This window comes from Neoroseomonas marina (genome assembly GCF_012927745.1).
Taxonomy (GTDB): domain Bacteria; phylum Pseudomonadota; class Alphaproteobacteria; order Acetobacterales; family Acetobacteraceae; genus Neoroseomonas; species Neoroseomonas marina.
Window position 1 is genome coordinate 84612 of sequence record NZ_JABBKX010000006.1, and the last position, 12828, is coordinate 97439.

Genomic DNA, 12828 nt, shown 5'->3' on the forward strand with positions numbered 1-12828 from the left:
GCATGCTGCGCGCCATCTCGTCCGCACCAGGAGCAATCGTCCATGAGCACCAAGACCGCCCTCGTCGTCAGCGCGCATTCCGCCGACTTCGTCTGGCGCTGCGGCGGCGCGATCGCGCTGCATGCCGAGAAGGGATATCAGGTCACGGTCATCTGCCTGTCCTACGGCGAGCGCGGCGAATCGGCGAAGCTGTGGCGGCAGCCGGGCATGACGATGGACCGCGTGAAGACCTCGCGCGAAGCGGAGGCGAAGAAGGCCGCCGGGCTGCTCGGCGTGCACGACATCCAGTTCTGGGACCTCGGCGACTACCCGATCAACCTGACCGAGGCTGCCTTCTTCCGCCTCGTCGATGTCTACCGCGCCATCCACCCGGCCTTCATGCTGACCCACAGCAAGGAGGACCTCTACAACCACGATCACCCGACGGTGTCGGCCTGGGCGCAGAACGCGCGCATCACCGCGCAGGCGCATGGGCACAATCCGGGGCAGAAGGTGCTCGGCGCGCCGCCGGTTTTCCTGTTCGAGCCGCACCAGCCGGAACAGTGCAACTGGAAGCCCGACGTGCTGCTCGACATCGGCAGCGTCTGGGCGAAGAAGCGCGCCGCGATCGAGGCGATGGAGGGGCAGGAGCACCTCTGGGAATACTACACCCGGGTGGCGCAGCAGCGCGGCGCGCAGGCGGCGCGCAACTCCGACAAGAAGATCACCTGGGGAGAGGGCTACCAGTCCGTCTTTCCGCATGTCGTGGAGAGCCTGGCGTGAACGGCGGAGGTGCCGTCCATGGCTGACGCTCCCCTCTCCACGGCGCTGGGCCGCTACCCCGGCACCGCGGCGCTGATCGACGGGCACATGACGTCGCCGCTGTTCGCCCTCGCCCCGGTCGAGGTGAAGCCGATCTCGCGCGCCTTTGCGCCGATGGTCCGCGCGTTGCGCTTCGATGTCAGCGAAATGGCGATCGTGACCTTCCTGATGGCCAAAGCCTGGGCGAAGGACCTCGTGCTGCTGCCGGTCGCGGTCGTTGCGCGGTTTCAGGAGGCAGCACTCCTGTGCCGCGCGGACGGATCCGTGTCCGGCCCGGGCGACCTCCGCGGCAAGCGCGTGGGGGTGCGGGCGTATTCGCAGACCACGGGCCTGTGGCTGCGCGGGCGGATGCAGGACGCCTTCGGCATCGCCCCGGAGGACAATGCCTGGGTGACCTTCGAGGACGCCCATGTCGCGGAATACGGCGATCCCCCCTTCGTCGCGCGCGCGGCGCCGGGCGAGGACATGCTGGCGATGCTGCGATCCGGTGCGCTGGACGCGGCGATCTTCGGCAACGACGTGCCGGCCGATGCGGGGCTGCGGACCGTGTTCGACGATCCGGCGGCAGCTGGCCGGGACTTCGTCGCCGCGCATGGCTTCGTGCCCGTCAATCACCTGGTCGTGGTGCGCGGCGCCCTGGTCAGGGAGCGGCCGGACGTCGTGGCCGCGCTCACGGCGATGCTGCGCGAGGCGGCCGGCGAAGCCGGGCTGCCGCATGGGCGGCCGGCGCTCGAGCCGGCCCTGGCGCTGGCCATCCGCTATGCGCGGGAGCAGGGGCTGCTCCCGCGCGACATGGCCGTCGACGAGGCCTGGGACGGGCTGCCCGCCGGGATCGGATGAGGGCGAGGCGGCCCGGCGCGTCAGCCGCGGCGGGCCGCCTCGATCGCCGCGACGTCGATCTTCCGCATGGTCATCATCGCTTCGAAGGCGCGCCGTGCCTCGTCGCCGCCGGCCGCGAGGGCCTCCATCAGGATCCGTGGCGTGATCTGCCAGGAGAGCCCCCAGCGGTCCTTGCACCACCCGCAGGCGCTTTCCTCCCCGCCATTGCCGACAATGGCGTTCCAGTAGCGGTCGGTTTCCTCCTGGTCCTCCGTCGCGATCTGGAAGGAGAACGCCTCGCTGTGCCGAAAGGCCGGCCCGCCATTCAGCCCCAGGCAGGGAATGCCCGCGACGGTGAACTCGACCGTCAGCACGTCGCCGGCCTTGCCGGAGGGGAAGTCGCCGGGAGCGCGATGCACGGCACCCACGGCGCTGTCGGGAAAGGTCGCGGCATAGAAGCGCGCGGCGGCCTCCGCGTCCTTGTCGTACCAGAGGCAGATCGTGTTCTTCGGCATCGCCTTTCCCTTCCTGATGGATGTCCTGCGTCGAGGCAGGGCCGTGCCGCGACGATGCCATGGCGGGCAGGGCGGGGCACCTCGCAACGGCTTGAGCCGGGCGCGTCCCGGGTCGCATCCCTGGACCGGGCTTGCCTTTCATGGTCTCGTCCGGCGCGCAACGACATCGTGGCGGAGCTGGATACGTCGATGGTCGCTTCTCGACCTGACGTCGTGATCGTCGGTGCCGGCGTCGTCGGCATCGCGACGGCCTGCCACCTGGTCGAGGAGGGTCGCCGCGTCCTCCTGATCGATCGCGACGCACCCGCGCGCGGCGCGAGTTTCGGCAATGCCGGCGGCTTCGCCTTCTCGGACGTGATGCCGCTCGCATCGCCAGGCATCATGCGCAAGGCACCGAAATGGCTGCTCGATCCGCTGGGACCGCTGGCCATCCCGCCGGCCTACCTGCCACGCATCGCCCCCTGGCTGCTGCGCTTCTGGCGCGCGAGCCGGCCCGACCGTGTCCGCGCCAGCATGGTCGCACAGGCGGCATTGATGCGCCTGGCCCGCGAGGCGATGAGCGACCTGGTGCGGCGTGCCGCCTTGGGCGGGATGGTGCGCTCGGACGGTGCGCTGGAGCTGTATGAATCCGAGGCCGAATGGCGCGAGGCCCTGCCGGGGTGGGAGGCGCGCGCGCGGGAGGGCATCGCCTTCGAACACCTTCGCGGCGAAGCGATTGCCGCGCTGCAGCCGGGCCTCGCGCCGGTCTTCCCCGTCGCCACCTTCGTGCCCGGCTGGCAGACCGTTGAAGACCCGCATCGCTTCGCCTTGGCGCTGCTCGCCTATGCCGAGCGTCTCGGCGCGGAGGTCCGGCATGGGTGCGTCGCCGCCATCACGCCACGTGACGACCAGGTCGTCATCGACATCGAGGGCGGCGAGACCATCGAGGCGACGCATGCCGTGATCGCCGCCGGCGCCTGGTCACGGCCGCTGGCCCGCGGCGTGGGGGACCGCATCCCGCTCGAGACCGAGCGCGGCTACAACACCACCCTGCCGCCAGCGGCGTTCGACCTGCGGCGGCAACTGACCTTCCCGGGCCACGGCTTCGTCGTCACGCCGATCGGCGGCGGCGTGCGCGTCGGCGGCGCGGTGGAGCTCGGCGGCCTTACGCGACCGCCGGATTTCAGACGCTCGGCGGCCATGCTCGCCAAGGCGCAGCGCTTCCTGCCGGGGCTGCGTGCCGAAGGCGGTGTGCGGTGGATGGGATTCCGCCCGTCGCTGCCCGACAGCCTGCCGGCCATCGGTCCTTCACGACGGTCGCCGCGCATCATCCACGCCTTCGGGCACGGTCATCTCGGCCTGACGCAATCGGCCGCGACGGGGCGGATCGTCGCGGCCCTCATTGCCGGGCGCAGGCCGCCGCTCGACATCGCGCCCTTCAGCCCGCAACGCTTCTGAGGAACACCGGACCGCTTCCATGGCACGGCACACCTTCTCCTGCATCGATGGACATACCTGCGGCAATCCGGTGCGGCTCGTCGCCGGCGGCGGGCCGCTGCTGCAGGGCGCGACCATGATCGAGAAACGCGCGCATTTCCTCGCCGAGTTCGACTGGATCCGTACCGGGCTGATGTTCGAACCGCGGGGGCACGACATGATGTCGGGCTCGATCCTCTATCCCCCGACGCGTCCCGACTGCGATGTCGCGATCCTGTTCATCGAGACCTCCGGCTGCCTGCCGATGTGCGGGCATGGCACGATCGGAACGGTCACCATGGCGATCGAGAACGGGCTGGTGACGCCGAAGGAACCGGGGGTCGTGCGGCTCGACACGCCGGCCGGCGTGGTGACGGCCCGATACCGCCAGGAGGGTGCGCATGTCGAGGAGGTGCGCATCACCAACATCGCCTCCTTCCTGCAGGCCGAGGGCTTGCCGATCGACTGCCCGGGCCTCGGGCCGCTGAAGGTCGATGTCGCCTATGGCGGCAACTTCTACGCCATTGTCGACGCGCAGGACGGCTTTCGCGACATGGCGGATTTTTCCGCCGGACGCCTGGTGGAACTCAGCCCCAAGCTGCGACACGCGCTGAACGAGGCCTACGAGTTCGTTCACCCGGAGCAGCCCGAGATCAAGGGGCTCAGTCACATTCTCTGGACCGGCGCGCCGACGCGGCCCGGGGCCCATGCGCGCAACGCCGTGTTCTACGGCGACAAGGCGATCGATCGCTCGCCCTGCGGCACCGGGACCTCGGCGCGCATGGCGCAATGGGCTGCCCAGGGGCGGCTGAAGCCGGGCGACGCCTTCGTGCACGAGAGCATCATCGGGTCGCTCTTCCAGGGCCGCGTCGAGGCGGCGACCACCGTAGGCAACAAGCCGGCGATCATCCCCTCCATCGCCGGATGGGCGCGCATGACGGGATACAACACCATCTTCATCGACGACCGCGATCCCTATGCGCATGGCTTCCAGGTGGTCTGAGCGCACTCGCGGGGCGGCTGGCGAACCTTCGTGCGCCTGCGAGGTTTCCCCTGCATCAAGCAAAGGGGAGCAGCTGCATGGCGAACCCATCGAAGACCCGCAAGATCCTGACGAAGCTCGACGATCAGCTCGATGACAGCTTTCCGGCGAGCGATCCGCCGAGCCTGACGGATCCGAGCCGCACCATCCTTCCCAAGGAGGCGGCGGCGGCGGATGCGGAGGATCCGAGCACGAAGGCCGGTCAGAAGGGCAGCGGCAAGACGCCGCTGCCAAAGCGCTAACTTGTGTTCGGCGCCGCCATTGGCTCGCTAAAGTGTTAACCCCAAATCGTGGTGCCGTCCGTAACTTTGAGGTTGCACCTCACTCAACCGGGAGGGATCACCGATGTATTCCCTCTCTCTGTCCAGCGAGGCCGGGATGCCAACCGACAGCGCGGTGGCCGTGATGCGCACGCCCGAACGCTGAGGGGAAATGGAAGCGCCGCTCTTCGCCTTCAGCTGGACGACGACGGCGCTCGCCCTCGTCCTGCTGGCCTTCGTGTCCTGGCGTTGCAGGAGCTGGATCCGCCATCGGCGGTCCCGGAAGGGCGTCGACGACACGACGCGGACCGCGCTGTCGCTTGACGGCGGGCATCGTGTCGCCAGCACGCTGCAGATGGTGCTCTCCCTGCTGCGGGTTCATGAACGCCGGGTGCGGACCCATGAGGAGGAGCCGAAGGAGGCTGCCGCCGCGCTGCGCGCCGCCGAGGAACGCATCGCCACCGTCGCGATCATTCATCGCGAGCTGCACCGCATCGCCGCCAACGGAACGGCGGATATGGGCCGGCTGTTATGGATGGTGGCCGACAGCCTCGCCGGCAGTGCCGGCACCGAGAAGCAGGTCACCGCGCATGTCGAGTGCGGGTCCGTGTCGCTTCCGGCTCAGGACGCCATCCCGACCGCGCTCATCGTGGGGGAGTGGGTCACCCACCGTCTCGCCCGGCGCGGCAAGCCAACCGAGATCCGGATCGACCTGCAATCCGAGGACGGGTTCGTCGCCGTCCAATACGCTGATGACGGCCCGGACTGGGACAGCGACGGCGATGACGAGATGCTGCACTCGGCCATCATCGAGGCTCTTGTCCGTCAGGCCTCCGGAACACTCATTCGAGCGCCTGGGCAAGGCGTTCGTCTTCGTCTGACATTTCCCGCCTCGTCGGCCGCTGTTCCTCAGCCGTGAGGGGCTGCGCCCCCTCGTCCAGCAGTCGTCGCAGTTCGCGCCTGGCGCGGAAGGCACGACTCTTCACCGTGCCGACCGGGCAGCCCATGACCCGGGCCGCATCGTCGTGGCTGAGGCCCGAGGCGACCGTCAGGGCCAGGACCTCGCGCAGCTTCGGCTCCAGCCGATGCAGCGCGCGCCGGATATCCCGTCCTTCCGCCAGGCGTTCCTGGAGCGCCGGCGTCGCGACCAGGTGCTGCGCGACATCGTCGACATTGTCGTGGGCGTGTTTCGACAGGAACGCGTTGTAGAAGCGGTTGCGCAGGATGGTGAACGCCCAGGCCCTGAGATTCGTGCCGGGTTCGAAGCGATGCTGGGCCTGCCACATCCGCAACACCGCGTCCTGAACCAGATCATCCGCATCGGCATGCCGCCGCACGAGAACCCGCGCGAAGGCCCGCAGGTCTGGCAGCAGCGCCAGCATGTCGCGTTCAAAATCCATGCAGCCCCTACCTCGTCAGGGACAGCAACCACTAGCATTGCGCGAGGTTCATTCGCCTTTGGCGGCGAGGCGCTTCACGAGATCGACGAGATGTGATGGCAGCGGCTCCGCCGCCGCATTGGTGTAGATCCGGCGGATGGCTGCCTCGAGTTCTCCCGATGGCCGCTCGTCCTCCCTCGGCGGGGGGGCGGTAGGGGCCGGGAGTTTCTGGTCAGCAATCATCGTCCGCTCATGGAGTTTTCGCGCATCGCCGTATGCAACCACAAGCGCCGCCGGAAGTTCCACCACGACTGAGTGCCGATCGAACCGGCAACCGACTGTGACATCCTGGTCGCAGTGCAGGCGTGGGGCAGGCATGAAGGAAGAGCATGATCATCTCTGGAACCGGTTGAGAGCCTATCTGCGGATCCTGGCCGGAAGCCAGGATCGGGCGGACAGGATCCTGATGGCGTTCCTGCGGCATCTGCTCGGACACCAACGACCGCCGGAGGATTTCATCGAGGCCCTGTCGGCTCTGCACGCGTGGCTGCCGGACCAGTTCTGGCTGCCCGTGAAGAACGACGACGCGCCGGAGCTGCAGCGGGTCATCGGCTGGTACCTGTCGGGGTTCACCTTCCGGGAACGTGCGCTCATCGTCCTGTCGAGCATGCCCGATGTCGGGCTTCCCGCGGCCCGCCGCATCCTTGGGCTGCAGGACGAGGAAGCGGCCGCCATCCTGCACGACGTTGGCCGCCGTGGCGGGGATACCTCCGTCATCGTCCTGTCGGCGCAGGCCTTCGTCGCGCTGGATGTCGCGATGATCGTGCAGGATCTCGGCATCCGGCGCGTGCGCGTGACGCCCCATCTGACGGGGCTGTGCGCGATGGCGGCCCGCGAGCGGCCGCTCGCCGTGATCGCCGATACGGAAGGCGGCATCGCGCCGGAGACCGTGGCGTCCGTCCTGCACCGGTCGAACGGACGCGATATCCCGTCGGTGATCCTGGACGCCCGCGGACGGTCGGTGCGCGGCGGCGTATCGCTGCGCAAGCCGTTCACTGCACGCGCGCTGCGCCAGGCGTTTCTCACCGCGATCGGCGCCTGATCCGCGCGATGCGCGTCCTTCGCAGCGTTGCGCAGGTGAACCCACGGGCTCACCGCCGGTTACTTCGGTCTCTCAATGACGGAGGTATCCATGTCAGACCCGACCATCGCCGGCCAGGCGACCGCCCTCGAGGAGACGCAGCAGCTGATCTCCTCCGACAAGGTCGAAGGCACCAGCGTCTATGGCCGTGATCGGCAGAAGATCGGTTCGGTCTACACGCTGATGATCGACAAGGTGTCGGGCCAGGTCTCCTACGCCGTGGTCAGCTTCGGCGGCTTCTTCGGCATCGGCAGCGACTACTACCCGTTGCCGTGGAGCAGCCTCGAATACGACACCGAGCTCGGCGGCTACTTCGTCTCCATCACCCGCGAACAGCTCGAAGGGGCGCCGCGGTACCGCGCTGATGAAAGCCCCTGGAGCCAGCCCGGCTATGGCCGCGGCGTCTACGAGTATTACGGCATGCCCATCGTGTGATGCGGCCGCATCCCACATCGCATCCATGTCCCGAGGAGCTCCCATGAAGACCCTCACGACCATGCTCGCCGTCAGCGGCATCCTGGCCGGACCCGGTCTGGCCCAGGCGCAGCCGACGCCGGCCACGCCGCCGCCACAGCGCCCGGCGCCGATGCCGCCGGCGACCGTGCCGGCTCCGCAGGCCGGTACCCCCCAGGCCAGCGTGCCGGCTCCCGCGGCGGAGGCGCGCCGTGCGAGCCGCATCATCGGGGCCAATGTCGTCAACGAGCAGAACCGCACCATCGGCTCGGTCGACGATCTGATGCTGTCGCCGACGGGCGGCCCGGTCACCGCGGTGCTGTCCGTCGGCGGCTTCCTCGGCATCGGTGAGCAGTATGTGACGGTGCCGATCAGCGAGTTGCGCTGGAGTACGGAGCATGGGCGCTGGATGCTGCCCGGCGCGACGGCGGAGAGCCTGAAGGCACGTCCCGCCTTCACCTATCCGGATACCGATCGTCGCTGATGGCCTCGGGTCGCGGCGCGACCAGACGCGCGCCCTCGCCAGGAGGGTGCGCGTCCGTGTGCGGGCAACGGCGACGCCCGGTGCGGCCTGGCGGGACATTGCTCGCGAACCCATGCCGCGTTCCTCGGTTCCCCCCTCGACAGCGAGCGGCACCAAGAGCCGCTGCGTAGCCGAGAAGGAGACGACGCATGAAGGTGAGCGACGCGATGACCCGCCAGGTCCAGGTCGTCAACCCGGCTGCCACCGTCGCGGCGGCGGCCCGGGTGATGGCGGAGATGGATGCCGGCGCGCTGCCGGTCGGAGAGAACGATCGCCTCCTCGGCATGATCACCGATCGCGACATCGCCATCCGCGGCGTCGCCATGGGGCGCGGCCCGCAGACCCCTGTGCGGGAGGTGATGACCGGCGAGGTGAAGTACTGCTTCTCCGACCAGGAGCTCGACGAGGTCCTGCGCAACATGGCGGAGATCCAGGTCCGCCGCCTGCCCGTGGTCGACCGCGGCAAGCGGCTCGTCGGCATCCTGTCGCTCGGCGATGCGGCGCTGGCGACGGGTGGGCCGCGGGTCGGCGACGCGCTGGGCGGCATCTGCCGGCCCGGCGGCGCGCGCAGCCAGACGGGGTGAGCACCGGCGATGGTCGAGCCGATGAACAGGCCCCTGGGCGCGGCCAGCGGCGAGGAGCCCGCCGCGCCGCCACCCACCGCGCACCAGGTCTGCGGCGAGTTTCACGACAAGCGGCAGCTCGACGCAGCCATGTCGCGCCTCGAAGGATCGTACTTCCAGCATGCCGATCTTTCGGTCCGGCCGCTGGTGGGCGGGGAGCCCCTGCGGTCGAACGTCGCCGCGGAGGAACCGATGCGACGGGACGAGGCGCGCAACCTGCGGCAGCTCGCGATCAGCCTTGCCGCGGTCGTGACCGGTATGGTCGCTGCCGGCGTGGTGGTGATCTCGGGCGGAGGCATGACGCTTGCCGCCATCGTCGTCGCTGTTGCAGCGCTGCTCACCTTTGCCGGCGCGGCGGCGGTGGGCATCCGCCGCGCGCCACGCGGTGACACGGCCATTCATCGCGCCGCGCAGGAGGGCGAGGGCGCCGTGCTGCTCGTTCATGCCGCAACCCCCGAGAAGCGCGGCGCGGCGGCCCGCATCCTCGAGGAAACGGGCGCGGCGCGCGTGTGGCAGGCGGACAGTGCGTGATGGACCGGGCGACGCCGCCACCGCCCGATCCTCCGCCCCGGGGCGTCGTCGGCGGGACGGGTCGGCCGCGGCGGCCCGTCAGCTTTCGGACGCATTGGTGGTTCGGTGTCTTCGCGACGCTGCTTGCGGTGCTGGGCCTGTTCTGGCTGCTCAGCCCGTGAGGCGCGCCGCCAACGATCCCGCCCGGGCGTGTCGAGCGGGGTAGCGACGCCCGGCACGGGGCATGCGCCGACCCCGCCAGGCCCGTCCTGCGTCGCGGAGGTGCTGGACCGGTTGGAACAGGCGGCCGAAGGGGCCGAGCGCGTCAGTGTCCAGGACCTCGCCCGCGCGATCGGGGAGCGGAGCTATGGCCCGTTCATCCTGCTGCCGGCGGTGCTCGACATCTCGCCGGTCGGCACGGCACCGGGCGCCCCGACGGTGCTCGCGGCGATCCTGGTCGTCTTCGCCGCGCAGCGTGCGGTCGGGCGCCATCATCTCTGGCTGCCGCGCCTCATCGCCCGTCGGACCGTCGGGGCGCAGCGTCTGCACAAGACCGTCGGCCTGATCCGGCCCGTCGGCGACCGCATGGACCGCTGGTTCCATGGGCGCCTCCCGGCGCTGTTCCAGGAGCCGGTCGTGCGGGCGGCGGCCATCACCTGCGTGGTGCTGGCGCTGCTGATGCCGCCTCTCGAAATCATCCCCTTCGCGACGACGCTGGCCAGCGCGCCGATCGCGCTGTTCGGCCTGGCCTTCGTCTTTCGCGACGGCGTGCTGATGCTGGGCGCCTTCGCCGCCGCCGCCGGCGCCATGGGCGGCGCCCTGTGGCTGGCGGCGGGCTATCTGGGCTCAGGCTAGGCGACGGCTACACGTCGAGATTCGCGACCTTCAACGCATTGCCGACGATGAAGTCGCGGCGCGGCTCGACCAGGTCGCCCATCAGGGTGGAGAAGACCTGTTCCGCATCCTCGACATCCTCGATGCGCACCTTGAGCAGCGTGCGCGCCGCGGGATCGAGCGTCGTCTTCCAGAGCTGGTCCGGATTCATCTCGCCCAGCCCCTTGAAGCGCTGGATCGCGAGGCCGCGGCGGCCTTCCCCGATCAGCTTGTCGAAGGCGTCGAGCGGCCCGCGCAGGCTGTGCTCGTTCGATCCCAGCGTGAGGACCGGTGCGACCGCGAAGTCCCGCGCCAGCCGCTCGCGGCGCTCATCGAGCCAGCGCGCCTCGGCGCTGCGCAGGGCGGTGGCGTCGAGGGCATGACGTTCCATCACGCCGCGGACGGTCCGATAGACCGCGAGCCCCGCGGCATCCGCCGTCGCCACCCAGCCGCGTTCATTTTCCGGCGCCAGCGCGTCGAGCCGTGCGGCAAGGCTCTGTGCGCCCTGCAGCGCGCGGTCACCTTCCATCGTCAGCGCGCCGACAACCGCCGCCTGCTCCACGATCTCGGCCGGAACGGTCCCGGCGAGGCGGCGGATCCGGGCCGAGGTCTGGCGATAGTATTCCTGTTCGCTGCGCAGATCCTCGATGCCGAGCACGCGCCCGTCCGCGTAGCGGATCGCCGCGGCGGCCAGCGCCTTCTCGAGCAGGAAGTCCTCGAGCGCCCGGTCGTCCTTCAGGTAGCGCTCCTCGTTGCCGCGCTTCGCGCGGTAGAGCGGCGGCTGGGCGATATACAGGTGTCCCCGCGAGATCAGCTCCGGCATCTGCCGGAAGAAGAAGGTCAGCAGCAGGGTGCGGATGTGCGAGCCGTCCACGTCCGCGTCGGTCATGATGACGATGCGGTGGTAACGCAACTTGCCGGGGTCGAAGCCGCCTTCGCTGATGTCGCCGCGGCCGATGCCGGTGCCGAGCGCGGTGATCAGCGTGCCGATTTCCTGGCTGCCCAGCATCTTGTCGAAGCGAGCGCGCTCGACGTTCAGGATCTTGCCCTTGAGAGGCAGGATGGCCTGGAAGGCGCGGTCGCGACCCTGCTTGGCGGACCCGCCGGCCGAGTCACCCTCGACGATGAAGAGTTCGGACTTGGACGGGTCGCGTTCCTGGCAATCGGCGAGCTTGCCGGGCAGGGAGGAGACGTCGAGCACGCCCTTGCGCCGCGTCAGTTCGCGCGCCTTGCGTGCCGCCTCGCGCGCCGCGGCGGCGTCCAGGATCTTGCCGACGACATCCTTCGCTTCCTTCGGATGCGTCTCGAACCAATGGGTCAACGCATCGGCCACGGCCATCTGCACGACCGGCTGCACTTCCGAGGAGACGAGCTTTTCCTTGGTCTGGCTGCTGAACTTGGGGTCCGGCACCTTCACCGAGAGAACAGCGGTGATGCCCTCGCGCATGTCCTCGCCGGCGAGGTTCGCCTTGTCCTTCTTCGCCAGCCCTTCGGCGACCTTGCCCACGACGCGCGTCAGCGCCTGGCGGAAGCCCGCCAGATGCGTGCCGCCATCCCGCTGCGGGATGTTGTTCGTGAAGCAGAGCATCGTCTCGTGGTAGGAATCGTTCCAGCGCAGCGCGAGCTCGACGCGGATGCCGTCCTGTTCCTTCGACACGACGCTGATGGGCTGGCCGAAGACCGGCGTCTTGCCCTTGTCGAGCCATTCGACGAAGGCGATGAGGCCGCCGTCGAAGTGAAACTCGGTTTCCTGCACGTCGGCATGGCGTTCGTCGCGCAGCGTGATCTTCAGGCCGGAGTTGAGGAAGGCGAGTTCGCGCAGGCGCCGTTCCAGGACGGCGAAGTCGAAGTCGGTCTTCGTGAAGGTCAGCGCGGAAGGCTTGAAGGTCACCTCGGTGCCGGTCGGCCTGTCGGAAGGGCCGATCACCTCGCAGGGCACGACGGTCTCGCCATGCTCGAAGCGCAGGCGGTGTTCGCGCCCGTCGCGCCAGATCCGCACTTCCATCCATTCGGACAGCGCGTTCACCACCGCCGCGCCGACGCCGTGCAGGCCGCCGGAGACCTTGTAGGAATTCTGGTTGAACTTGCCGCCCGCATGCAGGCGCGTCAGCACGACCTCGGCCGCGGACACGCCTTCCTCGGGGTGGATGTCGACCGGGATGCCGCGGCCGTCGTCGCGCACGGTGACGGACCCGTCGCCGTTCAGCGTGACGTGGCAGCCGGTCGCGAAGCCTGCCTGTGCCTCGTCCACCGCGTTGTCGATGATCTCGAAGGCCATGTGGTGCAGGCCTGAGCCGTCATCGGTGTCGCCGATGTACATGCCTGGCCGCTTCCGCACGGCTTCGAGGCCACGCAGGACGGTGATGGAGGCGCTGTCGTAGGCGTCCGACTCCGGACGCGCGGGCTCGCTCATGCGGCGCGCTCACTCCTGGCT

The 12828-nt window shown here is 69.4% G+C and carries 17 protein-coding genes; 13 read left to right on the forward strand and 4 right to left on the reverse strand.

The features are described 5' to 3' along the window. The first annotated feature begins 42 nt into the window (after positions 1-42). Complete coding sequence (locus tag GWK16_RS17005) at positions 43-762, forward strand: PIG-L deacetylase family protein (RefSeq protein WP_170055182.1); 720 nt, start codon at positions 43-45, stop codon at positions 760-762. A gap of 18 nt (positions 763-780) precedes the next feature. Further along, positions 781-1641, forward strand: a complete 861-nt coding sequence (locus GWK16_RS17010; RefSeq protein WP_170055183.1) for a substrate-binding domain-containing protein — start codon at positions 781-783, stop codon at positions 1639-1641. Positions 1642-1661: 20 nt separating this feature from the next. Here GWK16_RS17010 and GWK16_RS17015 read toward each other — a convergent pair whose 3' ends face one another. Beyond that, the gene (locus tag GWK16_RS17015; protein ID WP_170055184.1) at positions 1662-2135 is read right to left on the reverse strand and encodes a VOC family protein; all 474 of its coding nucleotides are present in this window, start codon (positions 2133-2135) and stop codon (positions 1662-1664) included. A gap of 189 nt (positions 2136-2324) precedes the next feature. Here GWK16_RS17015 and GWK16_RS17020 point away from each other — a divergent pair, with 189 nt between their 5' ends. From GWK16_RS17020 to GWK16_RS17035, 4 genes are all read left to right on the forward strand, one after another. Continuing rightward, positions 2325-3572, forward strand: a complete 1248-nt coding sequence (locus GWK16_RS17020; protein WP_170055185.1) for an NAD(P)/FAD-dependent oxidoreductase — start codon at positions 2325-2327, stop codon at positions 3570-3572. Positions 3573-3591: 19 nt separating this feature from the next. Continuing rightward, positions 3592-4593: a 4-hydroxyproline epimerase gene (locus tag GWK16_RS17025; protein ID WP_170055186.1), complete on the forward strand. Its 1002-nt coding sequence runs from the start codon at positions 3592-3594 to the stop codon at positions 4591-4593. A 77-nt stretch (positions 4594-4670) separates the two neighbouring features. Next, positions 4671-4874 carry a hypothetical protein gene (locus GWK16_RS17030; protein ID WP_170055187.1) on the forward strand — a complete coding sequence of 68 codons (204 nt, stop codon included), beginning with the start codon at positions 4671-4673 and terminating at the stop codon, positions 4872-4874. A 190-nt stretch (positions 4875-5064) separates the two neighbouring features. Next, complete coding sequence (locus tag GWK16_RS17035) at positions 5065-5811, forward strand: sensor histidine kinase (RefSeq protein WP_170055188.1); 747 nt, start codon at positions 5065-5067, stop codon at positions 5809-5811. Here GWK16_RS17035 and GWK16_RS17040 read toward each other — a convergent pair. Together GWK16_RS17040 and GWK16_RS17045 are read right to left on the reverse strand one after the other, a co-directional pair. Beyond that, a complete protein-coding gene (locus GWK16_RS17040; RefSeq protein WP_170055189.1) occupies positions 5735-6292 on the reverse strand; it encodes a sigma-70 family RNA polymerase sigma factor in 558 nt (185 codons plus the stop codon). The genes GWK16_RS17035 and GWK16_RS17040 overlap by 77 nt on opposite strands. Positions 6293-6340: 48 nt before the next feature. Further along, a complete protein-coding gene (locus GWK16_RS17045; protein ID WP_170055190.1) occupies positions 6341-6514 on the reverse strand; it encodes a hypothetical protein in 174 nt (57 codons plus the stop codon). A 223-nt stretch (positions 6515-6737) separates the two neighbouring features. On the opposite strand from GWK16_RS17045, the gene GWK16_RS17050 reads away from it, so the two are divergent. The 7 genes from GWK16_RS17050 (at position 6738) to GWK16_RS17080 (ending at position 10376) form a co-directional block, all read left to right on the forward strand. Next, positions 6738-7373, forward strand: a complete 636-nt coding sequence (locus GWK16_RS17050; protein ID WP_170055191.1) for a hypothetical protein — start codon at positions 6738-6740, stop codon at positions 7371-7373. A gap of 90 nt (positions 7374-7463) precedes the next feature. Then, positions 7464-7847, forward strand: coding sequence for a PRC-barrel domain-containing protein (locus tag GWK16_RS17055; protein ID WP_170055192.1), 384 nt, complete (start codon positions 7464-7466; stop codon positions 7845-7847). A 43-nt stretch (positions 7848-7890) separates the two neighbouring features. After that, positions 7891-8349, forward strand: a complete 459-nt coding sequence (locus tag GWK16_RS17060; protein WP_170055193.1) for a PRC-barrel domain-containing protein — start codon at positions 7891-7893, stop codon at positions 8347-8349. A 188-nt stretch (positions 8350-8537) separates the two neighbouring features. Then, positions 8538-8972: a CBS domain-containing protein gene (locus GWK16_RS17065; protein WP_170055194.1), complete on the forward strand. Its 435-nt coding sequence runs from the start codon at positions 8538-8540 to the stop codon at positions 8970-8972. Positions 8973-8993: 21 nt separating this feature from the next. After that, positions 8994-9542, forward strand: a complete 549-nt coding sequence (locus GWK16_RS17070; RefSeq protein WP_170055195.1) for a hypothetical protein — start codon at positions 8994-8996, stop codon at positions 9540-9542. Further along, positions 9542-9703, forward strand: coding sequence for a hypothetical protein (locus GWK16_RS17075; RefSeq protein WP_170055196.1), 162 nt, complete (start codon positions 9542-9544; stop codon positions 9701-9703). Before GWK16_RS17070 ends, GWK16_RS17075 begins: the two co-directional genes overlap by 1 nt. Positions 9704-9731: 28 nt before the next feature. Further along, positions 9732-10376 (forward strand): exopolysaccharide biosynthesis protein, encoded by a 645-nt coding sequence (locus tag GWK16_RS17080; protein WP_211187504.1) that lies wholly within the window; start codon positions 9732-9734, stop codon positions 10374-10376. 7 nt (positions 10377-10383) lie between these two features. Here GWK16_RS17080 and gyrB read toward each other — a convergent pair whose 3' ends face one another. Next, positions 10384-12807, reverse strand: coding sequence for a DNA topoisomerase (ATP-hydrolyzing) subunit B (gene gyrB, locus GWK16_RS17085; protein ID WP_170055197.1), 2424 nt, complete (start codon positions 12805-12807; stop codon positions 10384-10386). Positions 12808-12828: the final 21 nt, after the last annotated feature.

Coding starts and splice junctions, on each gene's coding strand:
- GWK16_RS17065 (WP_170055194.1), top strand. CDS start 8,538: ATGAAGGTGAGCGACGCGATGACCCGCCAGGTCCAGGTCGTCAACCCG.
- GWK16_RS17035 (WP_170055188.1), top strand. CDS start 5,065: ATGGAAGCGCCGCTCTTCGCCTTCAGCTGGACGACGACGGCGCTCGCC.
- GWK16_RS17015 (WP_170055184.1), bottom strand. CDS start 2,135: ATGCCGAAGAACACGATCTGCCTCTGGTACGACAAGGACGCGGAGGCC.
- GWK16_RS17040 (WP_170055189.1), bottom strand. CDS start 6,292: ATGGATTTTGAACGCGACATGCTGGCGCTGCTGCCAGACCTGCGGGCC.
- GWK16_RS17055 (WP_170055192.1), top strand. CDS start 7,464: ATGTCAGACCCGACCATCGCCGGCCAGGCGACCGCCCTCGAGGAGACG.
- GWK16_RS17060 (WP_170055193.1), top strand. CDS start 7,891: ATGAAGACCCTCACGACCATGCTCGCCGTCAGCGGCATCCTGGCCGGA.
- GWK16_RS17030 (WP_170055187.1), top strand. CDS start 4,671: ATGGCGAACCCATCGAAGACCCGCAAGATCCTGACGAAGCTCGACGAT.
- GWK16_RS17025 (WP_170055186.1), top strand. CDS start 3,592: ATGGCACGGCACACCTTCTCCTGCATCGATGGACATACCTGCGGCAAT.
- GWK16_RS17020 (WP_170055185.1), top strand. CDS start 2,325: ATGGTCGCTTCTCGACCTGACGTCGTGATCGTCGGTGCCGGCGTCGTC.
- GWK16_RS17010 (WP_170055183.1), top strand. CDS start 781: ATGGCTGACGCTCCCCTCTCCACGGCGCTGGGCCGCTACCCCGGCACC.
- GWK16_RS17005 (WP_170055182.1), top strand. CDS start 43: ATGAGCACCAAGACCGCCCTCGTCGTCAGCGCGCATTCCGCCGACTTC.
- GWK16_RS17075 (WP_170055196.1), top strand. CDS start 9,542: ATGGACCGGGCGACGCCGCCACCGCCCGATCCTCCGCCCCGGGGCGTC.
- gyrB (WP_170055197.1), bottom strand. CDS start 12,807: ATGAGCGAGCCCGCGCGTCCGGAGTCGGACGCCTACGACAGCGCCTCC.
- GWK16_RS17070 (WP_170055195.1), top strand. CDS start 8,994: ATGAACAGGCCCCTGGGCGCGGCCAGCGGCGAGGAGCCCGCCGCGCCG.
- GWK16_RS17050 (WP_170055191.1), top strand. CDS start 6,738: ATGGCGTTCCTGCGGCATCTGCTCGGACACCAACGACCGCCGGAGGAT.
- GWK16_RS17045 (WP_170055190.1), bottom strand. CDS start 6,514: ATGATTGCTGACCAGAAACTCCCGGCCCCTACCGCCCCCCCGCCGAGG.